22 protein-coding genes are annotated in these 25017 nt (G+C 40.2%); 8 read left to right on the top strand and 14 right to left on the bottom strand.

Features of this window, described 5'->3' with window-relative positions; translation table 11 throughout:
• Positions 1 to 51: 51 nt before the first annotated feature.
• The 8 genes from N523_RS0116285 to murJ form a co-directional block, all read right to left on the bottom strand.
• A complete protein-coding gene (locus N523_RS0116285; RefSeq protein WP_028835388.1) occupies positions 52 to 756 on the bottom strand; it encodes a LytR/AlgR family response regulator transcription factor in 705 nt (234 codons plus the stop codon).
• Positions 753 to 1787 (bottom strand): sensor histidine kinase, encoded by a 1035-nt coding sequence (locus tag N523_RS0116290; RefSeq protein WP_028835389.1) that lies wholly within the window; start codon positions 1785 to 1787, stop codon positions 753 to 755. The genes N523_RS0116285 and N523_RS0116290 overlap by 4 nt, the downstream gene beginning before the upstream one ends.
• A gap of 30 nt (positions 1788 to 1817) precedes the next feature.
• On the bottom strand, positions 1818 to 2747 hold the full coding sequence (gene ispH, locus N523_RS0116295) for a 4-hydroxy-3-methylbut-2-enyl diphosphate reductase (protein WP_013464473.1): 930 nt from the start codon (positions 2745 to 2747) through the stop codon (positions 1818 to 1820).
• Positions 2747 to 3187, bottom strand: coding sequence for an FKBP-type peptidyl-prolyl cis-trans isomerase (gene fkpB / locus N523_RS0116300; RefSeq protein WP_013464472.1), 441 nt, complete (start codon positions 3185 to 3187; stop codon positions 2747 to 2749). Before fkpB ends, ispH begins: the two co-directional genes overlap by 1 nt.
• Positions 3184 to 3684: a signal peptidase II gene (gene lspA, locus N523_RS0116305; RefSeq protein WP_013464471.1), complete on the bottom strand. Its 501-nt coding sequence runs from the start codon at positions 3682 to 3684 to the stop codon at positions 3184 to 3186. Before lspA ends, fkpB begins: the two co-directional genes overlap by 4 nt.
• A 12-nt stretch (positions 3685 to 3696) precedes the next feature.
• On the bottom strand, positions 3697 to 6525 hold the full coding sequence (gene ileS, locus N523_RS0116310; RefSeq protein ID WP_028835390.1) for an isoleucine--tRNA ligase: 2829 nt from the start codon (positions 6523 to 6525) through the stop codon (positions 3697 to 3699).
• 29 nt (positions 6526 to 6554) lie between these two features.
• Positions 6555 to 7481, bottom strand: a complete 927-nt coding sequence (ribF, locus tag N523_RS0116315) for a bifunctional riboflavin kinase/FAD synthetase (RefSeq protein WP_024602833.1) — start codon at positions 7479 to 7481, stop codon at positions 6555 to 6557.
• Between the two features lie 74 nt (positions 7482 to 7555).
• Positions 7556 to 9094, bottom strand: a complete 1539-nt coding sequence (gene murJ, locus N523_RS0116320; RefSeq protein WP_033103915.1) for a murein biosynthesis integral membrane protein MurJ — start codon at positions 9092 to 9094, stop codon at positions 7556 to 7558.
• Between the two features lie 295 nt (positions 9095 to 9389).
• On the opposite strand from murJ, the gene rpsT reads away from it, so the two are divergent.
• Positions 9390 to 9650: a 30S ribosomal protein S20 gene (gene rpsT, locus N523_RS0116325; protein ID WP_008114420.1), complete on the top strand. Its 261-nt coding sequence runs from the start codon at positions 9390 to 9392 to the stop codon at positions 9648 to 9650.
• 67 nt (positions 9651 to 9717) lie between these two features.
• Here rpsT and N523_RS0116330 read toward each other — a convergent pair whose 3' ends face one another.
• Entirely contained in the window at positions 9718 to 10101 is a 384-nt protein-coding gene (locus N523_RS0116330; protein WP_008114419.1) for a response regulator, read from the bottom strand.
• A gap of 109 nt (positions 10102 to 10210) precedes the next feature.
• Between N523_RS0116330 and N523_RS0116335 the strand changes: the two genes are divergently transcribed.
• From N523_RS0116335 to smrA, 3 genes are all read left to right on the top strand, one after another.
• Positions 10211 to 10630 carry a hypothetical protein gene (locus N523_RS0116335; protein ID WP_028835392.1) on the top strand — a complete coding sequence of 140 codons (420 nt, stop codon included), beginning with the start codon at positions 10211 to 10213 and terminating at the stop codon, positions 10628 to 10630.
• 106 nt (positions 10631 to 10736) lie between these two features.
• Entirely contained in the window at positions 10737 to 10982 is a 246-nt protein-coding gene (locus N523_RS0116340; RefSeq protein WP_013464466.1) for a hypothetical protein, read from the top strand.
• 396 nt (positions 10983 to 11378) lie between these two features.
• The gene (smrA, locus tag N523_RS0116345; protein WP_028835393.1) at positions 11379 to 11960 is read left to right on the top strand and encodes a DNA endonuclease SmrA; all 582 of its coding nucleotides are present in this window, start codon (positions 11379 to 11381) and stop codon (positions 11958 to 11960) included.
• Between the two features lie 257 nt (positions 11961 to 12217).
• Here the strand turns inward: smrA and N523_RS0116355 are convergent, their stop codons facing one another.
• A complete protein-coding gene (locus N523_RS0116355; protein WP_028835394.1) occupies positions 12218 to 13138 on the bottom strand; it encodes a 2-hydroxyacid dehydrogenase in 921 nt (306 codons plus the stop codon).
• Between the two features lie 161 nt (positions 13139 to 13299).
• Here N523_RS0116355 and N523_RS0116360 point away from each other — a divergent pair, with 161 nt between their 5' ends.
• Entirely contained in the window at positions 13300 to 15030 is a 1731-nt protein-coding gene (locus N523_RS0116360) for a GNAT family N-acyltransferase (RefSeq protein WP_028835395.1), read from the top strand.
• Between the two features lie 83 nt (positions 15031 to 15113).
• Here the strand turns inward: N523_RS0116360 and dapE are convergent, their stop codons facing one another.
• Together dapE and N523_RS0116370 are read right to left on the bottom strand one after the other, a co-directional pair.
• Positions 15114 to 16319: a succinyl-diaminopimelate desuccinylase gene (gene dapE / locus N523_RS0116365; protein WP_028835396.1), complete on the bottom strand. Its 1206-nt coding sequence runs from the start codon at positions 16317 to 16319 to the stop codon at positions 15114 to 15116.
• 71 nt (positions 16320 to 16390) lie between these two features.
• Positions 16391 to 17809: an MATE family efflux transporter gene (locus N523_RS0116370; RefSeq protein WP_028835397.1), complete on the bottom strand. Its 1419-nt coding sequence runs from the start codon at positions 17807 to 17809 to the stop codon at positions 16391 to 16393.
• 273 nt (positions 17810 to 18082) lie between these two features.
• Here N523_RS0116370 and N523_RS0116375 point away from each other — a divergent pair, with 273 nt between their 5' ends.
• Positions 18083 to 18736 (top strand): OmpW/AlkL family protein, encoded by a 654-nt coding sequence (locus N523_RS0116375; RefSeq protein WP_013464458.1) that lies wholly within the window; start codon positions 18083 to 18085, stop codon positions 18734 to 18736.
• 52 nt (positions 18737 to 18788) lie between these two features.
• On the opposite strand, the gene N523_RS0116380 is transcribed toward N523_RS0116375, so the two are convergent.
• Positions 18789 to 19325: a thioesterase family protein gene (locus N523_RS0116380; RefSeq protein WP_016899430.1), complete on the bottom strand. Its 537-nt coding sequence runs from the start codon at positions 19323 to 19325 to the stop codon at positions 18789 to 18791.
• A 112-nt stretch (positions 19326 to 19437) separates the two neighbouring features.
• Positions 19438 to 20994, bottom strand: a complete 1557-nt coding sequence (tyrR, locus tag N523_RS0116385; protein ID WP_013464456.1) for a transcriptional regulator TyrR — start codon at positions 20992 to 20994, stop codon at positions 19438 to 19440.
• A gap of 743 nt (positions 20995 to 21737) precedes the next feature.
• Here tyrR and N523_RS0116390 point away from each other — a divergent pair.
• Positions 21738 to 23237, top strand: a complete 1500-nt coding sequence (locus N523_RS0116390) for a peptide MFS transporter (RefSeq protein ID WP_013464455.1) — start codon at positions 21738 to 21740, stop codon at positions 23235 to 23237.
• A 540-nt stretch (positions 23238 to 23777) separates the two neighbouring features.
• On the top strand, positions 23778 to 24824 hold the full coding sequence (hppD, locus tag N523_RS0116395; RefSeq protein WP_016899429.1) for a 4-hydroxyphenylpyruvate dioxygenase: 1047 nt from the start codon (positions 23778 to 23780) through the stop codon (positions 24822 to 24824).
• The last annotated feature ends 193 nt before the right edge of the window (positions 24825 to 25017 follow it).

The raw sequence follows: 25017 nt of genomic DNA on the forward strand, positions 1-25017 counted from the left end.
GACCACGACCAACGGTTAATTATGTTGATAAGCGGTTAATAGGTCGGTGTGCTAAAGTACGCTTTTTACGCTTTTGAGCGCTCGACGACTAACAGCTAGAAAAGGTGAACACCCTTTGAGTTCAATAACATGTTGATGGTTTTTAAGTGTATGGAGTGCCAAAATTTTATTTTTATTCACTAAGGTATTTCGATGAATTCGCAATAAGTGACGAGGATATTGCATTTCAAGTTGCTTTAAACTGTCTTCAATTAGAGCCTCCCCACCATCGAACACGACTTTGGTATACTTTTCCTGTGCATAAAAATAAAAAACATTTTCTATTTTTATACTTCTTACGGTGCCTGCTAATTGATAGGTTATTTTTTCTGTTTGTTGTTGTTGCAGGTGTACTCTGTTTAAACGTCCTAGCTGTTGTAATGCATGTTGCAAACTTTTTTCTGATATAGGTTTTACCAAATATCCAGCTGCATTTAACTGCATCGCATCAAGTGCATGCTCAGGATGAGCGGTTATAAAAATAATCGCCGGTGGCACCGCTAGATCATTGAGTTGATTGGCCACTTCGATGCCATTTAAGCCTGGCATATCAATATCTAAAAACACTAAGTCAGGCTGCTGCTTTTTCATTTGTGTTAAAGCGTCATTGCCATTACCGGCCTCTCCTTGCACATGAATGGATGTATGGTTCTCAGCAAGTAAACGCTTCAAGCGTGCTCTTGCTAAGGGTTCATCATCTACAATCAGTACATTCATAACGTATTCTCTGCTTGTTTTGGGATGACCACTTTGACTCTAAATTGATTATCTTTATTAGTTATTGTCAGTTGCGCCCGACCTTTATAATAAATACTTAAACGAGAACGAATATTATCAAGAGCCATACCGTTATGCTCTCTAGTATTTTCAGTTTCAGTAGGTACAGGATTAGTTACAATTAAGGTTAAATAATGTGTTGTCACATGCAGTTCAATACTTATAGTAGCACCACTTTGGCTTGGCTCAATGCCATGACATACTGCGTTCTCTACCAAAGGTTGTAATGTTAGATATGGAATATATAGCGCAGGGAGATGTTCTGGTAATAACCACTCAACCTTTAAGCGCTCTGCAAATCGCCATGATTCAAGCGCAATATACTGTTTAGTTAATGTTATTTCATCACTGAGTAATACACTTTGACCTGAACGCATTGCAGCTTGAGACAGCGCTGCCAGTGCTAAAATTGCATGCTCTGCAGCCTCAACGTCATGATGCGTTAATTCTGCCGCCGTATTCAAACTATTATATAAAAAGTGAGGTCGGATCCGTGCCTGCAAAGCATCAAGTTCTGCACGAGAAAGTGCTTTGGTTTGCTTTTCTTTTTCAAAATGAATAAGCAAAAATTGTACAAACAGTAAGGTAAGCAAAAATACAATAATGCAATTACGCAGCACAAAAAACGTCAGTTGTTTTTCGTTTTCAATATCAAAAGCAATATGAGAAAACACCAGACTAAATACAGCAGTACTGAGACTATATGAAGCAATAAAAAAACTGATCTGAATAAACTGAGTCTGTTTTGCGAGTAATCGACGACAAAGATATAAAAAAGAGGTACTGACCAACACAGTTACATGAAGAAACAAACTGATCCCCCCCAAATGCAGCCATATGTCACCGCCAGCATTAGGAGCAAAAGCTAATATAATAGCCACAACTTGTGTCACTACGAGGGATGCAAGCACACCACGCTCATTAAAAAGGGCCGAAAAAAGTAGTGCATCTGGTGACAGTTGCTTACCCATTCGACCCTCCTTTTATGAACTATCTCTAAATTAACGCAGCTCTACTGGTACAGCAAAAACAATGTTTTCTTCTTCACCAGGATTTTCTGTTACTTGGTTACCACCGAGCTCTTTTAAGCGGGTGATCACTTGCTGAACTAGCACTTCAGGTGCTGAGGCGCCTGCGGTAACCCCCACACTATTGATACCATCAAACCATGACGCTTCAACATTGCTGGCATCATCAATTAAGTACGCACGCGTGCCCATTTTATCAGCTAGTTCTCGTAAACGATTGGAGTTAGAGCTATTTTTAGCGCCTACAACCAATAGCACATCGACTTTGTCTGCTAAATCACGTACTGCATCTTGACGGTTTTGAGTTGCATAACAAATATCATCTTTACGCGGACCATCAATAGCAGGAAACTTGCTGCGTAAGGCATCAATCACATCCGCAGTATCATCTACCGATAAGGTTGTTTGGCTGCAATAAAAAAGGTTATCTGCATTCTTAACATCAAGCTTTAACACGTCATCAACGGTTTCAACTAGGTAAATGCCACCTTGTTGATTGTCGTATTGACCCATAGTGCCCTCAACCTCGGGGTGTCCATGGTGACCAATTAAAATGCATTCAATGCCTTTTCTGCTGGCACGGGTAACTTCCATATGCACTTTAGTCACTAACGGGCAGGTTGCATCAAATACTTTAAGCTCACGGCGTTTTGCTTCACTGCGTACAGCCTGTGATACACCATGAGCACTAAATATAACAATACTGTCATCCGGTACCTGATCAAGCTCTTCAACAAACACAGCGCCGCGATTTTTTAAGCCATCAACCACATAACGATTGTGTACCACTTCATGGCGCACATAGATTGGTTTTTCAAAAATATCTAAAGCGCGCTCAACAATGCTAATTGCGCGGTCAACACCGGCGCAAAAGCCTCGTGGATTAGCTAATAATATTTCCATTAACCTTGCACCTCAATAATATCAACTTCAAACGTTAAGCGCTGGCCCGCTAATGGGTGATTAAAATCGATAGTAACTGACTCGCCTTGCACTTCACGCACCAAACCCGGAAGCTCGGTGCCATCAGGTTGAGTAAACGCAATAATAGCACCTACTTTAGCCGGCGTTTCTACACCAAACTTACTACGGTCCACATAATAAATATTATCTGGGTTTGGTTGACCAAAGGCATCTTCCGGCTCAAGTTCAAATGTTTTGCTCTCACCGGCCGTTAGGCCAAGTAAACATTTTTCAAAATTAGCGGTTAAGCTGCCATCACCCATAGTGAGCTTAGCAGGCTTGTTATGCACTTTCGTTGAGTCAGCGGCAGAGCCATCTTCTAGTTTAATAGAAAAATGAAAAATAACGTCTGAGTTTTCACCAATTACAGCTTGGCTCATGCTTTATGCTCCTTTGGATTTTCGCCGGTAAAGGCGTCAAATAGTAATAATGCAGCACCAATACAAATAGCGCAGTCTGCAATATTAAATACGGGAAAATGTGAGTCTTCGTAAAACACATGTAAAAAATCAATAACGTAACCATAAGCAATGCGGTCGTACAAGTTACCAATAGCACCGGCTAAAACTAACGAGTAAGCACCACATAATACTTTATTAGACGCTGGAAGACGTTTTAACCACCACACCAACAAACAACTAATCGCGATTGCTATTGCACTTAAAAACCAACGCTGCCAGCCACCCGCTTCGCTTAAAAAGCTATAGGCTGCACCGTAGTTATGTACATAAGTGATGCTAAAAACAGGCAGTAAATTAATTGACTCACCATACGCCATGGTGTTTACAACCAGTGTTTTACTGGCAAAGTCTATTACAAGCAGTAATAGACTCAACCAAAGCCACACTAAACCACTTTTTTGGGTTAGTTTGCTCACTAAAAACAACTCCTAAGCGAATTGACGCTTTTCACCTTCACCGTCAACGTTACTTACACAACGACCACAAATTTCGGGATGAGCAGGCTCAACACCTACATCTTCACTGTAATGCCAACAACGCTCACACTTTTTAGCATCTGTTGCTGATACGCTAATGTATAAACCATCAATTTCAGTAGTTTGTGAATCTGCAGGTTGACTATCTACCTCGGTAACGTTAACCGCAGAGGTTAACAACACAAAACGTAGCTCATCGCCTAACGCCGCAAGTTTTGCTGCAAGCTCTTTGCTGGCAAACAGGTTTACGGTTGCTTGTAATGTTGCGCCAATCACTTCTTCTTTACGTGCAGCTTCTAACAGACGGTTCACTTCGTCACGCACATTTAAAATAGCTTGCCAGTCTTCATTACTAAACTTGGTCGTTGTTGGTGCTTGTAATCCCTCATACCATGTTGAAGTAAACACGTAGTCACTGCGCTCACCTGGAAGTGCTTCCCAAATTTCTTGCGCTGTAAAGCTCATGATTGGTGCCATCCAACGCGTCATTGCTTCAGCAATATGATAAAGCGCTGTTTGACAAGAACGACGTGCATGGCTGTCGCTTTTTGCCGTGTACTGACGGTCTTTTATAACGTCTAAGTAGAACGAACCAAGCTCACCGGTACAGAAGTTCATTAGCTTTTGCGTTACTAATAGCATTTGGTAGCTATCGTAAGCCGCTAAAATATCATCTTGTAACTGTGCTGCGCGCCCTACAATCCACTTATCAAGCTCAACCATATCATCAACAGCAACTTGATCCGTTTTTGGATCAAAACCACTTAGGTTAGCAAGTAAGTAACGGCTGGTGTTACGAATACGACGGTAACGATCTGCCGAACGTTTGAATATTTCATCGGATACAGTCATTTCTGCCGTGTAATCAGTTGATGCTACCCATAAACGTAAAATATCAGCGCCCAGTTTATTCATCACATTTTGTGGCGAAATAACATTGCCTAATGACTTAGACATTTTGCGGCCGTTTTCATCAACCGTAAAGCCATGCGTAAGCACTTGCTTGTATGGTGCATGACCATTAATTGCCACTGAAGTCATCATTGATGACATAAACCAACCACGGTGTTGATCAGAACCTTCAAGGTATAAATCTGCAGGACCAACTAAATCTTCACGCGCATCAACAACACAGGCATGAGTCACACCTGAGTCAAACCACACATCTAGCGTGTCTTGTACTTTCATGTACTGTTTAGCGTCTTCTTCACCTAGCAAAGTAGCAGGCTCTAGGTCATACCATGCTTGAATACCTGATTTTTCCACAAGTACTGCAGCTTGTTCAATCAGCTCTTGAGTATTTGGGTGTAATGCACCCGTGTCTTTATCAACAAACAATGCAATAGGTACACCCCACGTACGTTGACGCGAAATACACCAATCAGGGCGGCCTTCAACCATGTTGGCAATACGGCTTTCGCCCCATTCAGGTAACCATTGAGTATTTTTAATTTCAGCCAGTGAATCTTTGCGTAAGTTAGCCTGATCCATGCTAACAAACCATTGTGGTGTGGCACGGAAGATAATAGGCGTTTTATGGCGCCAACAATGTGGGTAGCTATGAGTTAATGCATGATGATGCATTAAGGCATTATTTTCTTTTAATACCTCAATTACACTCGCATTGGCTTTAAACACATGTTGACCGGCAAATAATTCAGTGTCAGGTAAGTACACTCCGTTTGCGCCAACTGGGTTAGCTACTTCAAGATTATACTCAAGGCCTGCCACAAAATCTTCTTGACCATGACCAGGTGCAGTATGTACAACACCCGTACCAGAATCTGTGGTTACGTGTTCAGCTACAATAACCGGTACGTTAAAGTCATAAAATGGGTGTGCAACGTTTAAGTTTTCAAGTGCTGCACCTTTAACATAGCCAAGGATATGGAAGTGGTTAAAGCCAAAACGATCCATCGCATCTTTAACAAGCTCAGAACCTAAAATCAGACGCTGCTGAGCACCTTCATCGTCTACTTGTACTAGCGCGTATTCTAAATTAGCATGCACAGCAACCGCACGGTTAGCTGGCAAAGTCCACGGTGTCGTAGTCCAAATAACAGTCCCTACACTGCCAGTGCCTTGATGACCATCAGCTAAGTTAAACGCATTTATTACTGCGTCTTGATCAGCAAAAGTAAAACGTACATCGATAGCTGGCGATTGTTTATCTTGGTATTCAACTTCTGCTTCTGCTAATGCAGAGCCACAATCTGTACACCAATGCACAGGTTTTGCGCCTTTATGTAGATGGCCATTTTTTATAATGCGACCTAGTACACGAATTGCATTGGCTTCAAAGTCAAAGTTCATGGTTAGGTAAGGCTTATCCCAATCACCAAAAACGCCTAAACGTTTAAAGTCTACTTTTTGGCCTTCCACTTGCTTTTTAGCATAGGCACGACATTTTTCGCGAAATTCTGCAGCAGTTACCTTAACACCGGGTTTACCGACTTTTTTCTCAACCATTAACTCGATTGGTAAACCATGGCAGTCCCAACCCGGTACGTATGGCGCATCGAAGTCTGATAAGGTTTTAGACTTAACAATAATATCTTTTAATATTTTATTTACTGAATGGCCTAAATGGATATCGCCGTTTGCATACGGAGGGCCGTCATGCAAAATGAAAGTTTTTTTACCTTTCTTTGCGCTGCGAATTTGACCATACAGGTCGTCTTCATACCATGCTTTAAGCATTTTTGGTTCACGTTGTGCCAAATTGCCACGCATTGGAAACATTGTTTCCGGTAAATTCAAAGTATGTTTGTAGTCGCTCATTAATCCTACTTTCCGTCTCTATCGGCTACCTAATTTAAACCAAAACACTGCTTAGCGGCGGCAACATCGGTTGCTATTTGTGCCGTCAGTTGTGTTAATGTCTCGAATTTTTTCTCGTTGCGGAGTTTTTCAATCAACTCCACATGCATAAATTGTCCATAAATATCTTGTGCAAAATCAAAAAGGTGTACTTCTAATAAGGCACGAGTTCCATTAAATGTGGGTTTGTTTCCAATGTTAGCTACCCCAAAAACGTGTTTTCCTGCGATCATTACTTGAACCGCAAATACGCCATTAACCGGACAAACTTGACGCTTTAGGGCAATATTTGCCGTTCTAAAACCTAGTTCTCGGCCTTTTTTCCAGCCGTGAATAACACGCCCAGATATCGCATAATTATGCCCAAGCATGACTTTGGCACTAACCAAGTCACCCTCAGCAAGCGCTTCTCGTATTAAGGTACTGCTTACTCTAGCATTTAATTGCCTAAAGCTGGCAGTGCTTTTAACACTCATTCCCGCTTGAGTACCCATATTAGCCAATAGGCTAAAATTTCCTTGGCGCTGTTTACCAAATCTAAAATCATCGCCAACCGTTAATGCTTTAACGCCCAGCTTTTTAATTAAAATATCGCTCACAAACTGCTCTGCATGCATATTTGCAAACGCTTGATTAAAGCTAATACAAATAACGCGCTCAATCCCCAAGTTACTCAATAGACGAAGTTTATCACGCAGTCGAGTAAGCCTAGCCGGGGCATTGTTTTTTGCAAAAAACTCTTGTGGCTGAGGCTCAAATAACATTACAGTGCTAGGTAAATTATTTTCTTTGGCATCCGCTAACAGCCCTTTTAATACGGCAGCATGACCCAAATGAACACCATCAAAATTACCAATGGTTAGCACACAACCAAAGTGTTGTGGGCGTATATTGTGTATACCTCTAATTAACTCCATGCCACCTAATGCCTTTTTCAGCGAGCGATAAAATGCGACCTTGGGTCGCAGAGTGTCCGATTATAATCTTTTTTTTAATTTGATTCAGTAATTGCTACACTTTTTATCGTATTTAGTCTAACGCCCATCAAAAACAACATAAAAAAGTAACTAACAACCGCAATAATTAATAACACAACCAACAACATAACTTGTTCACTAAAGTGCCAGCTAGGCCAATCATAGTGTCTACTGGTAAACCACACTAGTGCGCCCATCGTCACACTCGCCAGCAAACATTTCAAAGTGAAGTAGCCACTCATGCTGGAGAACTGGTAAACATTCTCTTTTTTAAGCTGTCGGTACAGTAAGTAGGCATTACAACTAGCCGACATAGAGGTTGCCAGTGCTAAGCCTAAATAGCCAATAAAGGGCGCCAGCATAATATTAAACACCATGTTAAGCACCAAAGTGACAATACCAATGCGCACCGGTGTTTTCGTATCTTGGCGAGAATAAAACCCAGGCGCCAACACTTTAATTAACATAAAACTGACTAATCCCACCGAGTAGGCAACCACCCCTAAGCTCACTGCCTTAACGTGATCAATGCCTGCCTCTTTAAACGCGCCGTGATCAAACAGCACAGTAATAATCAACGGGCTTATAATCATCAACCCTATCATGGCCGGGAGCCCTAAAAAAATCACAAATCGCACTCCCCAATCTAGGGTATGTTGAAAGTCGCTACTTTTTTTACTGCTGTGTAATTTTGATAGCGCAGGTAAAATAACCGTCGCAATACCAATACCAAATAAACCAAGTGGGAATTCAATCAGTCTATCTGAGTAATACAGCCAAGCGATAGAGCCTGTCATCAATAATGAAGCTATTACCGTATCGAGTAATAAGTTAATTTGACTAATTGATACACCAAATAACGCTGGGAGCATTAATTTACGCACTTTTTTAACATTTTCGTCTTGCCAACCCCATCGCGGGCGCGCCAACATTTTTGCTTTATATAAAAACGGCAGTTGAAATAATAGCTGTACCACGCCCCCTAAAAATACGCCTATTGCTAATGCATATGCACCAACAGAAAATTGGTCATGCAATAAAATGGCACAACCAATAATAGAAACATTAAGTAATACGGGAGTAAATGCGGCAACTGCAAAACGGTTATACACATTCATTACTGCGCCACTAAGCGCCACTAAGCTTACAAAAAATAAATAAGGAAAGGTCAGCTTTAATAGTGAACTGGCAAGCTCAAACTTTTCTGCGTCAGGGCCACCTTGCCACCAATCAATAAACCAACCAGTACCAAATAAAGCGGCGATAACGGGGGATGCCACAACACCAAAAAGCGTAACGAGTAGTAAAATTGTGCCGAGTGTACCTGCCGCCTGCGCAACAAATATTCTGACTTTATCATCGCCTTGTTGTTCTTTGATTTCACTTAATACAGGTACAAACGCCTGTGCAAAAGCCCCTTCAGCAAATAAACGGCGTAAAAAATTAGGAATACGGTTTGCAAATAAAAACACATCGGCAGCAGCCCCTGCCCCCAACAAGTTAGCAACAACAGCATCACGCACTAGCCCTAAAATACGCGAGATCATTGTCATTGCACTTACAATCATCCCGGAACGAAACAAACCTTTTGACACTATAAATCCATATTAAAAATCAGCAATTAAGTTAATTATGCCATAGTCTTTTTTATAAATCGCTTTAAAGCACTAGGCTCGAACCCCTTGCTTTGTTACAATAGCGCCATTAACTGCTAAAGCGGCAAATTGATGTTCGTTATAAGGAGCAGTTTTTCTTGGATTGTTAAAATTAAATTGACATTCATGATAAAAACAGGCATATTCCACGGCCTTTAATTTAAGCTTTATTTAAGATTGTTAGGAGCAAACCTTGGCTAACATCAAGTCTGCAAAAAAACGCGCTATCACAAGCGAAAAAAACCGTCAGCACAACGCAAGCCGTCGTTCAATGATGCGTACTTACTTCAAAAAAGTAATCGTAGCTATTGAAGCTGGCGATAAAGAAGCTGCACAGCAAGCTTTTTCTGTTGCTACACCTATCCTAGACCGTTACGCAACTAAGGGTCTAATCCACAAAAACAAAGCTGCTCGTCATAAGAGCCGTTTAGCTGCTAAAATTAAAGCGCTATAATTTGTTTTTGCAAGATTAAAAAAACCGGCTTTTGCCGGTTTTTTTTTACCCAAAATAAATACGCTTTTTAAACGTTATCGAGCTCTGGATAAAACTTTTTCAGCATCGCCGCAATTTTCTTCGGAGAAAATGGCTTAACCACAAATCCTTTTGCCCCTCTATCTATTGCATCCTTCACATTTTCAACGCCTGAATGCGCCGACACCATCACCACGTTTGTCTCTGGTGATAACTCATTTATCTGCGCAATAAGCTCTTTACCATCGCCGTCAGGTAGCTCTATATCTAAAAATATAATGTTAAAGTTTGCTGCACGGCATTCACTTATGCACTGCGCGGCCGTAGACGCTTCTTTTACATTCTCTATCCCTAAATGCATCAATGTTTGACTTAGAAAGCTACGCACCGTGCTAACATCATCAACTATTAAAATAGATAGCTGCGTATTCATATATAATCCTTATAGGCTAAAAGCCGTGTCTGCGAAATTGGTGATTTGCTTAAAATACAAATATTTACTTTATTATAGAGAGCTAAGCCAAAAAGGCCAGATTTGCTTTATGTCGAAAAATACAAAAAAGAGTCGTCGCAAAAAAAATAAAGCGGCCTATGTTAAACCAATACCTAGTAACAAGCCTGCAAACCTTGGCTCACAATCAAACCCGCGCGCAGTAAGTGTAAAACGTGGCGCCAAACTAACCGCATTTTTTATTTTCACGATATTATTACTTATATTTGTTTTAGCGCCAAAGCCTAGTTTACTCACCTATAAAAAATCAGCCATGGTTAGCAAAAGTATTTATTGGCCAGGGCTATTTGCCAATAAACCAAAGCTACTAGATTCAACGCTGCACCCTAGACTAGATAAGCATCGCAGAACACTATACCTCTGTGTAGATCTTCAGCAACCACAAAGCTGCCAAAAATATCATGTTATTGCTGAAGAGGGATTATTTTCGGTATTAATGACCTACCTTTAGCATTAAAAAAACTAATCTGAAAATTTAAAATTACTTGGTTGAAAGCTGTGCAAAAGATCAACATAATGGCGCTCCTTTTTTCAACAACTGAACTATTGAAACGACCATGCTAAACGAGCTAGATTGGCTTTTAAATACATTACTACTTGCATTAGGTTTAGGTGCATTCTTTATCAACCAACTGACACTGCTTCGCGTTGCTGCGATTAGTGCGTGTGGTTTGTTATTCCTATCATTTAGCTTAGATCTTATGTCGTCGAGTATTATTTCAAATATGAGTTTAGTGTTGATCAACACATTTTACTTGTTCAAAGTTTATACGTTTGGGCAATTTAGCGTATCTCAGCATTAATTACTTCCCCTTAGAATATTTTATAGCCCAGTTTTTCTGGGCTTTTTTTTGCTGCAGCTTTAAAGATCTTGGGTCTTAGTTTGAACTAAGTTAAAATTTATCTCGTAATAGGGTCTGTTGACCTTTCAAGGTTAAATTTGCAGCAGTCTGTTTGGTATTTAGGCAAGGCAGAGCCTATGTGGTGTGGTTATTCCCCATAGATAGGTGATAACGCAGCATCAATGCCAAACAGGCGCTGCCCTTTGGGTTCTACCTAGGGGCGATTTACTCTTTGTTGCTCGGTTTTTACTTAGCCCACTAGGTTACAAACCTCGCGCCGCGATTAAACCGCCCCTAGCTTGAACAAATTTTAATCCGCAAAGGTCAACAGACCCTTGCCTAATTTGAGATAAGCCCATGCCATTGTCAGATTTCGATTTATTCTTATCTTCTATGGAAGATGTTACCCCCATAACGCATGACACTGTGACCTTACCACCTAAAAACCATAAAGCGGTCATCGCCCAGCAAGAAAAAAATAAAGCAGCACAATCAGATTTAGTCTCTGAACAGTTCAATCCGTTGGATGAACCACTTGAATTACTCGATCCACTTGCCATATTAAGCTTTAAAAAAGAGGGCGTACAAAGCGCGGTTTTTAAAAATGTAAGATTAGCGAAATATCAGCTTGATGCGACGCTTGATTTACATGGGCAACTTTTAAAAAATGCACACGCATCATTATTAGCCTTTGTTCAAGACTGCCATCAGCGAAATATAAGAATGGTACTCGTTCGCCATGGCATAGGTATTAAAAATAAAACCAAGCCAGGGATATTAAAAAGTTACGTAAATCAGTGGTTACAAACAATTCCATGCGTTTTAGCGTTTCATACTGCACTTAGGCAGCATGGAGGAAGTGGTGCGACGTATGTTTTATTGAAGAAAAGTGATGATAAAAAGCATCAAAACAGAGAAATACACAGCAAGCGTAGCTAAATCTTGCTGTGAAAATAAGGGTCAGATCAGCAGCGCTGCCGCATTGGCTTGATTAAACCAGGCAGATATTCCTAATATAATGATAGATACAACCACGATGCTAATTTTTGCGCCCCCTTGATTGGGTTTCATAATTCATCCTATTTTTTTATTATTGTTAGAACTGTTTTTAACAATAATAAAAATTACAAATGTTAACAAGCTGTTTCTGTTAAAAATTAAACAAATTTTAATCCTTGAAGGCCAACAACTGCCAATTAATAACCTTGCTGCTTATCAATGCAATTTATTAATGGCTGTTTCGCTTTTAAACGCAAAATGTTTTCTGCTATTTGTTCAATAACACTATCCAGATCTGACAACGCAGCACAGTGCGGTGTTAAAGTAATACCTGGATGCAACCAATAAGGATGTTCGCTTGGTAGTGGTTCACTGGCAAACACATCAAGCGTTGCTGCGCGTATACGTGTATTGTTAAGTGCATCAAGTAAATCAGCTTCTACTATATGCCCACCTCTGGCCACATTAATCACCACAGCATGTTCAGGCAGTTGCTCAAGTAACTGTTTATTAATAATGCCTTGGGTACTGCTGGTAAGCGGTAATAAACATACTAAATAATCGGTTTGCGCAAGCATCTGTGTTAAGCCGTCATCACCATGATAGAGTGTCGCAATGTTTGATGTTTTAGGGCTTCGGCTCCAAGCATTTACGTTAAAACCGTTATTAACCAGCCTATGTGCACATGCTTGACCTAGTTCGCCAAACCCTAAAATGCTTACTTGATTATGTTTATGCGCTCTTTTAGGTCTCCATATACTTTGCTGTTGCTTTATTGCATATTCTTTTAATCGCAATTTTTGTGCTAATACATGGGTAAGTACGTATTCAGCCATATCGTTGGCTAACTGTTTATCAACAATACGCACGACCTCTACATCCGCAGGTAATAAACTTAAATCAATGCTATCAACGCCAGCGCCAAACGATGACACAGCCTTTAAATTTGGTAACGTGGGCCACAGTGATGCAGGCGCATTCCACGCTAAAACGAACTCTACACTCTCTAAATTTTGGCAATCATCAAGTTCTTCAATTCGAATACTAGGCAATCGTGATTTCATTTTTGCTATTAATTTTGTGTTGTCTCGACCTGTTATAGCCACCAAAACTGACATGATGATTCCTTAAAAAGTAACCCTAAATAATAGTACTGGTATGGTTCAATTCAATAGTATGTAAACGGTTTTAAAAAGTCACACAACTGACCGCGTATTGTCATATCCGCACTCTAAGCTAAACATATTGGCTTTAGCCTAGTATAAAAAAAGAGGTGCGTATGATCAGTGTAGATAAAGTAATTGCGACTAACTTACCACAGTTAACTAACTCATTTAAAATAAAAAAACTGGTAAAAAAGAGCCTTAGCTACTTATTACATGAACAAGAGTTTACAAACTTTGCAACAACTTATCCCCATCTTCAAGGAATAGAATTTGTCGAGCAAGTACTTGATGAACTTGATTTTGACACTCGATACAAAGCAAAACAAATAGAAAGTATTCCCAGTGAAGGGAAAATTGTCATTATTGCTAATCATCCAATTGGATCCTTAGATGCGCTTGCATTAATTAATGTGTTATCGACGGTGCGTGCCGATTTAAAAGTCGTGGCTAACCGAATGCTAATGACCGTTGATGCAATGCATTCATTATTACTACCCGTTGATAATTTGTCGGGGCAGAGTAAAAAACAAGAGCTTAGTAATATTCACCAGCATTTAAAAAATGAAGGAGCATTACTTATTTTCCCTGCGGGTGAAGTTTCTCGACTTCGACCAACAGGGATCAAAGACTGTAAATGGAACAGCGGGTTTTTACGTATCGCTAAAAAAGCCAATAGCCCAATTTTACCCATACATATAAAAGCCAGAAACAGCCCGCTTTTTTACGGAGCCTCTATGCTATATAAACCGCTTGCCAGTTTATTGTTAGTCAAAGAAATGTTTAAACAGCGCCAAAAATCGCTCGAATTTGAAATAGGCGCCTCCATTGCTCCTGAATCTTATTTAATACCCGATTTAAAAGACAAGGAAGTGGTCGAGCTTATACGAAAACAGCTGTACCGTTTAACCACTAAAAAAACACTGCCACTAAAAACTCATGCTCCTATTGCCTCACCAGAGTGTAAAAAAGAATTAAAAAAAGCCATCGAAAGCTGTGAACATTTAGGTAAAACCAGTGATGGCATGGTTATTTATTTATACCAATACCAAGGCAGCTCACCGTTATTTCGTGAACTTGGTCGCCTGCGGGAAATTGCCTTTCGTGCAGTAGGTGAAGGCAGTGGCAATCGCCGTGATATAGACAAATACGACATGCATTATCAACACTTAGTCTTATGGGATGCACAATCACTCGAACTAGTTGGCGCTTACAGATTAGCCTGCGCGCAGGATGTGATTGAACAGCACTCTCAACGTGGGCTTTATACCGATAGCTTATTTAATTATACCCAAGAGATGACGCCATACTTCAAGCAAGGCATAGAATTAGGCCGTAGTTTTGTACAACCCAAATACTGGGGCAGAAAAAGCCTCGACTATTTATGGTATGGCATTGGTGCTTTTATTAATCGCTACCCTCAGTATCGTTACTTATTTGGTGCAGTGAGTGTGTCAAACGCACTGCCAGAGCAAGCAAAATCCTTACTGGTGCATTATTATCAGCACTATTATGGCTCTGAAAAGTCACTCGCAACGCCTAACAATGCTTTTCGTCATACCCGTGAGCAGCAGATTCAATGCACTAATTTGTTTATGGGTAACAACATCAAAGAAGACTTTGTAGAACTTAAACACATACTGGCTAATATGGGCACCCATGTACCCACACTATTTAAACAATACACCGAGCTATGTGAGCCAAATGGGGTAACGTTTTTAAGTTTTAGTATTGATCCGCAATTTAATAATTGTATTGATGGATTGGTATTGGTCGACCTTGAGAAAGTAAAACCGAGTAAAGCAAAACGCTATTTGGGAGCGCAAGACACCGCCTCAATAAACTGAGTTTTGCCGTTAAAATATTAACTTAAGCGCCTAAGCTTGGGCGCTTAAACTTAAATACTTAAACTTAGGCAATTTCATATTTATCAAATCCCCTGATTATTAGACTGGCTAAATATATGTACTAATAGTTGGGTGTATATTTTCTCTATTTGTAACAAGTCGCTAATGGGCACATGTTCATTAACTTGATGAATGGTCTGGTTTAAAACCCCGCACTCTATCACTTGCGTGTTTTTACTTGCAAAAAACCGCCCATCTGAAGTCCCGCCGCTGGTACTAAGTACTGGATAGCTTCCGGTCACGTTAAATATTGCCTGCTCTAGCTGGGCGAGTAAGCAGCGCTCTGCCCTATGGCTTGTATAATAAGGTTCACATGGACGCTCCCATTGCAACGTTAAATATTCGTTTAAATCATTCAGTGCAGTAAGTACCAGCTGTTTCACATCTGTACTTTTATACCCATGGCTGTAGCGAATATTAAACGTAATATCACATTGAGCAGGCACTAAATTATCAAGCACGTTATCAATATTAATACCGGTAACTTGCAAGCTTGTTTTTGAGCTTGGCTCATCTAAAAGCCAATCAATTTGGGTTAATCTATTCACTACTTCAGCGCTGATATGCGCAGCATTGATGGTATTTTCAGGATAGGCCACGTGTCCTGCTTTTCCTTGAATGGTTAAACGTGCTGACAGCGCGCCACGTCGGCCATTTTTTATGGTGTCGCCCACTTGCAAATGACTTGTAGGCTCACCAACAATACAGCCATCAAGCACAACACCTTGTTGTGCTAGGCGTTTCGCAATCAACACTGAGCCATGCTCTGCCTCACCTTCTTCATCAGAGGTGATCAACCAATACAAGGTGCCCTGCTTTTGCTGCGCACTATGTATTAGCGACTGCGTTGCGCTAAGCATGGCTGCAATGCCTCCTTTCATATCGGCGGCACCACGCCCATAAATCGCATCATTAATTATTTTTCCATCAAACGGATCAGCTAACCAGCCACCTTGCGCAGCAGGGACCACATCAATATGACCAGAAAATGCCACCACAGGGCCTGCTCCAAAAGATATTTTAGCAATTAAATTAGTGACATTATGGGCACTAAACTGCTCAATGCTAAAACCTAAATCAGTTAGCTGATGTGCCAGCCACTCAATACCACCAGCGGAATTAGGCGTAATTGACTTAAATTGGATCAGCGTTTGTAAGTGACTGAGCGTTTTTAACTGTGGAATAGTTAAGTACGGCGCGGGTACTTTTTTGTTGATAGCTTTTGTCATAATAAACACACCTCGTTTTAGCAGTGTATTTATTACAACGACTTTTTATGACCGCATTATGAAAGTACAGGCTAACGTGTGCCCTCTTCTATTAATGTTTCTCGTGTCACCTGCACAATGTGTTTATCTTCTTTGGTTAATCTGGTTTTTTTCCATGCGCCACGCATAAACCAAGCGAACGCTATCAGTGCGATGGTTATGTTCGTAATTGCAAACGAATACCATATTCCCTGATCGCCAAGCAAAGTGTGATTAGAAAGAATATAAGCGGCAGGAAACTGCACCACGCATTGTGATAATAACGCGATAATCATGGCATTAAGCATATTCCCAGAGGCACGAAAAGCAGCAACAATACAAAGCTGAACACCAATTCCCCCCCAGCTTAAACACATCACTTGAACAAACTGCGCGCCTTTATTTATTACACTGTTATCTTCGGGAATAAAAAATGCCACCAGCGTATCAGCATACAAGTAAGCAATGCCCCCAACAAAAGAAAGGCCTATTAATCCCCACATACTGGCAAGCTTCGTTATTTGCTCAGCCCGTTTAATATTGCCGGCGCCCATATTTTGCCCCACCAAGGTTGATACCGCCATTGATAAACCCATGGCAGGGATCATCACCATTTGCAAAATATTAGAGCCCACGCCATAAGCCGCAATGGTAACGGTTCCAAAGCTTGCCACTAAAAATGACATGATGATCAAGCCAAAAGCACGTGTTGATAATTCAATAGAACCAGGCGCTCCTAAGAAAAAAGCCCGTTTCATATATTGCCAATCGGGATAGAAGCTTTTTAGCTGTAATTGAATGCCATGGCGACCGCGTAAAAATATAATAATGCCCGCCAGCGCCGCTAAACTTTGTGTAACCAAAGTCGCCAGCGCAGCGCCCATAACGCCAAGCCCTTCAAAGCGGCCGTAACCAAAAATAAATAAGGGGTCGAGAATAAAATTAAGTAACACGGTGGTGCTAACTATGATTAAAGGTACTTTAGTTTGCCCAATGCCCCGCATTAGCGATTGGAACATGGCGTAAATAAACACAAAAATAACGCCAATAAAGGACACATGCATAAACTTAAGCGCATCACTGTAAACCGCCTGCTCAACGCCTAGCAGTTTTAAAAAGTATGGGGAAAGTACATAACCAAGTAGCCCTAACACTAAGGCGGTAAATGCAACCATTAACACCGTTTGCGCTGCAACATGGTTCACTTTATCTTGCTGACCTGCGCCCATGTATTGCGCCGATAAAATAGCACCGGCCATTGCAAGCCCAGAGCCTATAGCAATGACTAAAAAAGTGATCGGGGTACTAATAGACACTGCAGCGACTTGGGTTGCTCCTAATCGCCCAACCCAAAATGCATCCGTAAGCTGATAAGCCGACTGCAATATATTAATGAGGATAATAGGAATACCTAATTTCAACAGCGCTTTAGCAATGGAGCCTTGAAGAAATAGTTGACCAGAGGGAGTCATGAGGTCGCTTACTTTTATTAAACCGTGAACATAGCCTTAGTTTAACAAAACTAGCTGATTATATTATGAATACTTCGTTTGCGGCTTGTATTTAAGTGATCAGTCAATAATTTTTAAGCACTAATTAAGTAAAAGTTTAATCTAAATCAATAAATAGAGGCTCTTTACTCATCCGCTTTTGAAACTTTGATCTAGAACAGGTTTTTATTTTTAACCTCGAGCAATAATAGCCTCAATCAACAAATAGTCACACAGTAGTTCACGGAGAACAACATGAAAACTAAACTAAGCATTGCAATACTTACTTCTTTACTGGCTCTTTCTCCTGCAGCACACGCTAACTTTAGTGTTAATGTTGGCGCAATTAATGTTAATCCAGATAACGATGGTTCAAAAATCAACGAAGCACCCACTCTAGGCTTAAAAGGCGACTCAGATACTCAGTTAGGTATTACTGTAGATTACGCATTTAACGACCAATGGGTATTAGAGCTTATTGCAGCAACGCCGTTTTCTCATGATGTAGAAGGTACTGGTGGTTTAGCTGGTAATAAAATTGCTGATATTAAACATTTACCACCATCACTGGTTGCACAGTACCACTTTTTAGATAGCAGCTATGCACTTCGTCCGTTTGTAGGTGTGGGAATTAACTATACGACGTTCTTTGACGAACAGCCTTCTGCAGCACTTAAAGCAACGTTAGGAACTAACGATGTAGAAGTAAAACTAGATGATTCATTTGGTTTTGTTGCTCAAGTAGGTGCTAACTACAAGATTGATGAAAAATGGGGCCTACACGCTATGGTATCTATCATGGATATTGATACTGATGCGACTGTTTATGCTAATGGCGCAAAAGCATTAACATCAACCGTGTCACTTGACCCTGTTGTTGCCATGTTTGGTCTTAAATACTCGTTTTAATAACGTTTATGTGTGTGTTAAAAAGGCCGTTAGGCCTTTTTTTTGCCTGTGTTTAGCGAGGTAAGTTATTTACTTTTTTTTGCTCAAGCATTTCTTTCCAGTGAATTATTTCAGCCGGTAAAATGGGTGCAACCCCGTCAAAGCCTGCAACCTCGAGCATATGCTCAACACTGACCACCCCTTTCTTACTTTTAAACACGCCGCGCACATAAGCAATGGCATGTAAGCCACGCTCTGAATGAAACTTTTGTTCAATGTAAAAGTATTTATGATCCCAGCCAACCAAACGCGTACTAATGGTAAAACGTTGCATTGGCTTAATATCGCGGATGTAGGTAATGGCTGTCGCATTAACAATAGGGAACCAACGACGTTTCATTATTTGCTTAAGCAAACCAACCCGTTCAGTCATCCAGGTACGCGACAAGTCCATCATCGCTAAATAGCGCGAATTGGTTAAATGCAAATTAATATCGCAGTCACTTGGTAATGCTTTGTAGTCTATATCAACCGTATCTAACAACGATTGATAGTCACGATTACGTTTAATTTTAAAAAATAACAGCAGCAGTCTAAAATATAAGTTCACAGTAGAGGTCTTACCAGTTGAGTTTTTATCAGTGTATCATAGCGATTGACTCCTTTGGTTGTTTTTAAACCAAGGAATCAATCACTAAATGAGGATGTTTGGGTATCTATTTTTAAACTTTAACCGTTTTGCGGTTAATGCCGTAATCACGCAATTTATTAGCCACAGCAGTATGACTTAGTCCCAAGCGTTTAGCTAACTGACGAGAGCTAGGATAGGCAGGATAAAGCTTACGCAGTAAGGTGGCTTCAAAACGCTTAACCGCTTGATCAAGCGAGCCCTCAAAATCAGACTCTAAATAGCCTAAATCATGGGTAAACGTAGGTAACTGTAAATGTTCAACGCGCAGTTCACTGTCTTCTAACAACGATACCGCACGGTAAATCGCGTTTTCTAATTGGCGTACATTGCCAGGCCATGGGTAATCTTGTAAAAACGTTAAACATTCTTCAGATAACTCGGGGACTGTATGGCCATTTTGCTGCGCATATTTTTGAATAAAGTGTTCAGCAAGTGGCCCAACATCCGCTTTACGATCTCTAAGCGGCGCAATTTCCAGTGTTAATACATTAATTCGGTAGTATAAATCTTCTCTAAATACGCCCTCTTGAACCATTGCTGGTAAATCTTTTTGCGTGGCAGCAATAATACGTACGTTCACTTTAACTTCGTTTTCGTCGCCAACTTTTCTAAACGTACCGTCTTGTAAAAAACGTAGCAGTTTAGTTTGTAGCTGCGTCGACATTTCACCGACTTCATCTAAAAATACCGTTCCACCATCCGCTTGTTCAAGTACACCGCGTTTAGGGGCTGCGTTTTCTTCATACCCTGCATAACCGAATAGTTCGGACTCAGCAACATCATCTGGTAACGAGGCACACGATAAAGCAATAAATGGTTTTACTGAGCGGTTAGATGCATAGTGACAAGCTCGCGCTAGTAATTCTTTACCCGTTCCCGTTTCACCCGTAATAAGAATGGGGGCTTCAAGCTGCGCCATTTTTCGCGCTTCGCGAACAACACGGCGCATCGCCGTGCTAAAGTTATGAATAGTCGCAAAGCTTTCTTGGCCATAACGCCTAAAAGCACTCACTTGCTGACCTAAACGGCTTTGCGATTTTATATTAATTACCGCGCCCGCTAATACATCGCCTTCACTACCCTGAGGGACCGCAATAGGCAGAATATCTGCAATAAAATCTTCACCAGCTACTTCAACACGCGTGGTTTGCCCTAGTACTTCTTTGCCCTCTAACCAGCGAGTAAAGTTAAAGCCTTTGAGCAAATTATTAATATTAGCACCGGTGACTTCTTTTTCTGTGAGTTGTAAATCTTTGCAGGCTGCGTCGTTACACAGGCGTACCCACCCTTTAGCATCAATAGATATAACGCCATCAGGAAGTGCTCTTAATAAGGTGTTAAGTTCGTTGTGCTCACGTTCAGACGGTAAAAACGCGGTTGTGCGTACATCATGTACACCATCGATTAAGCGAATAGACGGCATGATTTTTTGAAATTGTTCAAATTCAATCTCAGGAAAACTCACATACATACGACAATTTACTGAGTCGACTTCAATCCCTTTTAAGTCAACATTGTAGCTAACTAAAATATTAAGAATCTCTTGAGCAATACCAACTCGGTCTGCACAGTGAATATCTAAACGCATACACCCTCAGGTAAGGAAAAACTAGTTGGCGTGAATAATACGCTAACTCTGTTTACGAGCATAGTTTATTGTAAAGAAATTTGGACGAAAAAATGTTTTTTTACTAACTAGAGGGCTTTTTCAAGCACTTAACGAATTCAAGCTTGGCTGTTCACTAAAAGTCGGGGTTATTGCAACTCAATTTAGTCTAGCTGGCCTTGTATAAATTATATGCTGCAATGAGCGAATCATTACTGTCCATACGCCAATATTCGCTCATGTTTAATCTAAGTGGTGATTATTAAATTAAAGTAGTAAAGGTTAACTATTATTAAAAATTTAGTAGCTATAACTACCCGTAAAACAAAGCTTTTATTTATTTTTCAAGCTGTATTTAAACAGTGTTAAAGATAACGTTGGTATGACAATGTTACCTATGATGTTAAAGATATTTTTTGATAAGTTTAGGTGTTTACTGCAGCAAATAGGGGTTCACACACTGGTATTTAACAATTACATAACCGATGTATGATAGCGCGCTCAACGCTTCCCCTCGCACAAAGGTCTATGTATACTTAGGCGCAATTGTAACTAGGATAAGGGTGTGACTCTTACCTAAACGTATAGCTGCGTTTAGCAAACCATTACCTTAGCTGCATAAAAAACACTGATGATCGAGCATTTATTATACTTTTTATGAGTAAAAATTTAGCTAAATAAAAAACCACAAGGTCATCAAAACAATAATGAATTAGGAAGTAAATATGAGTTCAAATTCTGACAGTGGCTGGTTTGGTCACCCTAAAGGACTTTCAACCCTGTTTTTCACAGAAATGTGGGAACGAATGAGTTACTACGGTATGCGAGCGATGCTCGTATTATTTATGACAGCAAGTTTACAACAAGAAGGCCTAGGATTTACCGTTGCTTCTGCTGCTGCAATTTATGGCTTATACACAGGTTCAGTATACTTTTTAGGTTTACCTGGTGGTTGGTTAGCAGATAGATTGTTTGGTGGCCAAAAAGCAGTATGGTATGGCGGTATTATTATCATGTGTGGCCATATTATTTTAGCCGTGCCACATGAATATTCATTTTTCATTGGTTTGATCTTTGTTGCAACAGGTACTGGTTTACTTAAACCTAATATCAGTGCCATGGTTGGTCAGCTTTATACTGACGAAGATGAGCGCCGTGATGGTGGTTTCGCTATTTACTACATGGGTATTAACTTAGGTTCTTTAATTGGTTACTACGTGTGTGGTTACTTTATGGAAAACGTAGGTTGGCACTGGGCATTTGGTGCCGCGGCTGTTGGTATGGGTATTGGTTTAATTCAATACAAGCGCACACTTAAAAACTTACCAGATCACAGCGCCTTACCTGCTAACCCATTAAGTCCTAAAGGTACTTCGCGCGCATGGGGGGGTATTGCAGCATTTGTTATCGCGACCGCCGGTGTTACCGCTGCTGCGATGACAGGTGCTATTGTCATTAACCCATCGATTGTTGCAGGGTACACCGCAGTTATATTTACTGTTATCTTTTTCGTTTACTTTGGCCTTATATACTTCAAAGGCAAACTAACCGATGCTGAAAAACAAAGAATGTGGGCGCTATTTTTAGTCTGTGTCGCTTCAGCCTGTTTTTGGTCTGGCTTTGAACAAGCCGGTTCTTCATTAAATCTGTTTGCTCGTGACTATACAGACCGTCTGGTTGGCACATTTGAAATTCCAACGACTTGGTTCCAATCTCTAAATTCATTGTTCATTATTGCGCTATCGCCATTCTTTGCCGCTTTTTGGATTAATTTATCTAAAAAAATGGTCTCGCCTACTTACAGCGTAAAATGTGCGTTGGGCCTCGTTATTATGGCTTCAGGCTTTTTAGTAATGTTTATGGCAGCACACTATGCCGCTGAAGGCTTAAAAGTAGCACCTTATTGGCTTGTTACTACGTATTTCTTACACACAGTGGGTGAGCTTTGTTTAAGCCCAGTTGCATTGAGCGCTGTAAGTAAGTTATCGCCTCGCCGCTTTACTGGTCAAATGATGGGGGTATTCGTACTTACATACTCTATCGGTAACGTTATTTCAGGATTACTTGCTGGTAACTTTGATCCTAACAATGTTGAAGAAATCCCGAACCTTTACCTACAAATTGCCTTATTTAGTATCGGTGTAGGTATCATCTTAGTACTGATGAGTTTTAAAGCTAAAATATGGGAAAAACAAGGTTTAGAACAAACCGCACCAACACAATAATTTAGATTTATCACACGCATAATTATGAGCTTTGATAAATGATATCAAATACCTCCTGTAGTTAACTGCAGGGGGTATTTTTATGGCCGCTAGATTAAACCACACAATTTTTACATTCAGCCGTTTATTATTTATACCTCATCACTGTGCACAAACGAGTTTATAGCAGCAAACCATCAATACTCTTTGATTTTATATATATCGCAGCTAACCAAACTCATTAAAAGTGTAAATAATAAAATACAAAAACCGCACTTTTTTTAGCGCAAAAAAACTAAAAACACATATAAATAAATTAAATTAAACTATTAATAATCAAAAACTTAATAAGAAAACCTGTACTTTTATCTCGCTACCTAATTTTTACTTTCACCTGCTCGTATGTAAATAACCAACATACTTTGATAACCGTCTCGTAAAATTTACACACGCGCTATTTACTAAATAACAACACCCTCTTCCCCAAAACACCAATCTGGTTAATCATGCAGGCAATACGATAACTAATAATCGCAGTGCTTAATTGCGGGAGTAATTATAATGAGTGAAGTAAATAACCCTTTAGGTTTGGTTGGTATTGAATTTACCGAGTACGCAACACCCGATGCCGATTACATGGATAAAGTGTTTACCGATTTTGGTTTTTCAAAGTTAAAAAAATTCAAAGGTAAAGACATTGTTTATTACAACCAAAACGATATTCATTTTTTACTAAATAATGAACGCGATGGTTTTTCAGCTGAATTTGCTAAAAATCATGGCCCAGCAATTTGTTCTATGGGTTGGCGCGTAGAGAACGCTCAAGCGGCGTTTGAAGCAGCGGTTGAGCGTGGCGCTAAGCCTGCTACTGATGCAGCAAATAAAGACTTACCGTACCCTGCTATTTACGGCATTGGCGACAGCTTAATATACTTTATTGAACAGTTTGGCGATAAAGGCTCTATCTACGCAAACGACTTTGAAGATTTAGCTGAGCAAAACGTCGTTAATGATAAAGGGTTCTTACGTATCGACCACTTAACCAATAACGTATATAAAGGCACGATGGAAACATGGGCTAACTTTTATAAAGACGTGTTTGGTTTTACCGAAGTGCGCTACTTTGATATTAAAGGCCAAAAAACAGCCTTACTCTCTTATGCATTAAAATCACCTTGTGGCACTTTCTCTATTCCAATCAATGAAGGTAAAGGTAACGACAATAACCAAATTGATGAATACCTAGGCGAATACAATGGCCCAGGTGTACAGCATTTAGCCTTTTTAACCGACGACTTAGTGAGCTCACTTGATAAGTTAGATAAATCAACTATCGCCACTTTAGATATTATCCCTGAGTACTACGATACTATTTTTGACCGTGTACCATGGGTTAAAGAAGACAAAGAAAAGATTCGTGAGCATCAAATCCTGGTTGATAGCCAAAGCGAAGATTGCTACTTATTGCAAATTTTCTCTAAAAACTTATTTGGCCCTATCTTCATTGAGATGATTCAACGTGTTGACGATGGTGGCTTTGGTGAAGGTAACTTCCAAGCGCTGTTCGAATCAATCGAGCGAGATCAAGAACGCCGCGGCGTTTTATAATTAAAATTATGACTCTAAAAAGCAGCGTATTTCGCTGCTTTTTGTCGTTTAATCGTAACTAAGAGAGCTTATCTCTCTTTGCGTGTTTAAATCGCGCTTTTCATCACCATATAACTAGTAGATATTTAAAATTTGCTGGTGCTATGTTCTTATCTAATAAATTGATATGCGCGACCAACTAAACCAAAGGAAA

The organism is Pseudoalteromonas sp. 23_GOM-1509m, from assembly GCF_000518425.1.
Taxonomy (GTDB): domain Bacteria; phylum Pseudomonadota; class Gammaproteobacteria; order Enterobacterales; family Alteromonadaceae; genus Pseudoalteromonas; species Pseudoalteromonas tetraodonis.

Excerpts from the sequence above, each read along its gene's own strand:
- smrA (WP_028835393.1), top strand. The coding sequence starts at position 11,379 with ATGCCATTGTCAGATTTCGATTTATTCTTATCTTCTATGGAAGATGTT.
- N523_RS0116360 (WP_028835395.1), top strand. The coding sequence starts at position 13,300 with ATGATCAGTGTAGATAAAGTAATTGCGACTAACTTACCACAGTTAACT.
- tyrR (WP_013464456.1), bottom strand. The coding sequence starts at position 20,994 with ATGCGTTTAGATATTCACTGTGCAGACCGAGTTGGTATTGCTCAAGAG.
- ispH (WP_013464473.1), bottom strand. The coding sequence starts at position 2,747 with ATGGAAATATTATTAGCTAATCCACGAGGCTTTTGCGCCGGTGTTGAC.
- N523_RS0116375 (WP_013464458.1), top strand. The coding sequence starts at position 18,083 with ATGAAAACTAAACTAAGCATTGCAATACTTACTTCTTTACTGGCTCTT.
- N523_RS0116330 (WP_008114419.1), bottom strand. The coding sequence starts at position 10,101 with ATGAATACGCAGCTATCTATTTTAATAGTTGATGATGTTAGCACGGTG.
- N523_RS0116285 (WP_028835388.1), bottom strand. The coding sequence starts at position 756 with ATGAATGTACTGATTGTAGATGATGAACCCTTAGCAAGAGCACGCTTG.
- hppD (WP_016899429.1), top strand. The coding sequence starts at position 23,778 with ATGAGTGAAGTAAATAACCCTTTAGGTTTGGTTGGTATTGAATTTACC.
- fkpB (WP_013464472.1), bottom strand. The coding sequence starts at position 3,187 with ATGAGCCAAGCTGTAATTGGTGAAAACTCAGACGTTATTTTTCATTTT.
- N523_RS0116390 (WP_013464455.1), top strand. The coding sequence starts at position 21,738 with ATGAGTTCAAATTCTGACAGTGGCTGGTTTGGTCACCCTAAAGGACTT.
- N523_RS0116340 (WP_013464466.1), top strand. The coding sequence starts at position 10,737 with ATGCTAAACGAGCTAGATTGGCTTTTAAATACATTACTACTTGCATTA.
- N523_RS0116355 (WP_028835394.1), bottom strand. The coding sequence starts at position 13,138 with ATGTCAGTTTTGGTGGCTATAACAGGTCGAGACAACACAAAATTAATA.
- N523_RS0116290 (WP_028835389.1), bottom strand. The coding sequence starts at position 1,787 with ATGGGTAAGCAACTGTCACCAGATGCACTACTTTTTTCGGCCCTTTTT.
- N523_RS0116370 (WP_028835397.1), bottom strand. The coding sequence starts at position 17,809 with ATGACTCCCTCTGGTCAACTATTTCTTCAAGGCTCCATTGCTAAAGCG.
- murJ (WP_033103915.1), bottom strand. The coding sequence starts at position 9,094 with ATGACAATGATCTCGCGTATTTTAGGGCTAGTGCGTGATGCTGTTGTT.
- dapE (WP_028835396.1), bottom strand. The coding sequence starts at position 16,319 with ATGACAAAAGCTATCAACAAAAAAGTACCCGCGCCGTACTTAACTATT.
- N523_RS0116335 (WP_028835392.1), top strand. The coding sequence starts at position 10,211 with ATGTCGAAAAATACAAAAAAGAGTCGTCGCAAAAAAAATAAAGCGGCC.
- ribF (WP_024602833.1), bottom strand. The coding sequence starts at position 7,481 with ATGGAGTTAATTAGAGGTATACACAATATACGCCCACAACACTTTGGT.
- ileS (WP_028835390.1), bottom strand. The coding sequence starts at position 6,525 with ATGAGCGACTACAAACATACTTTGAATTTACCGGAAACAATGTTTCCA.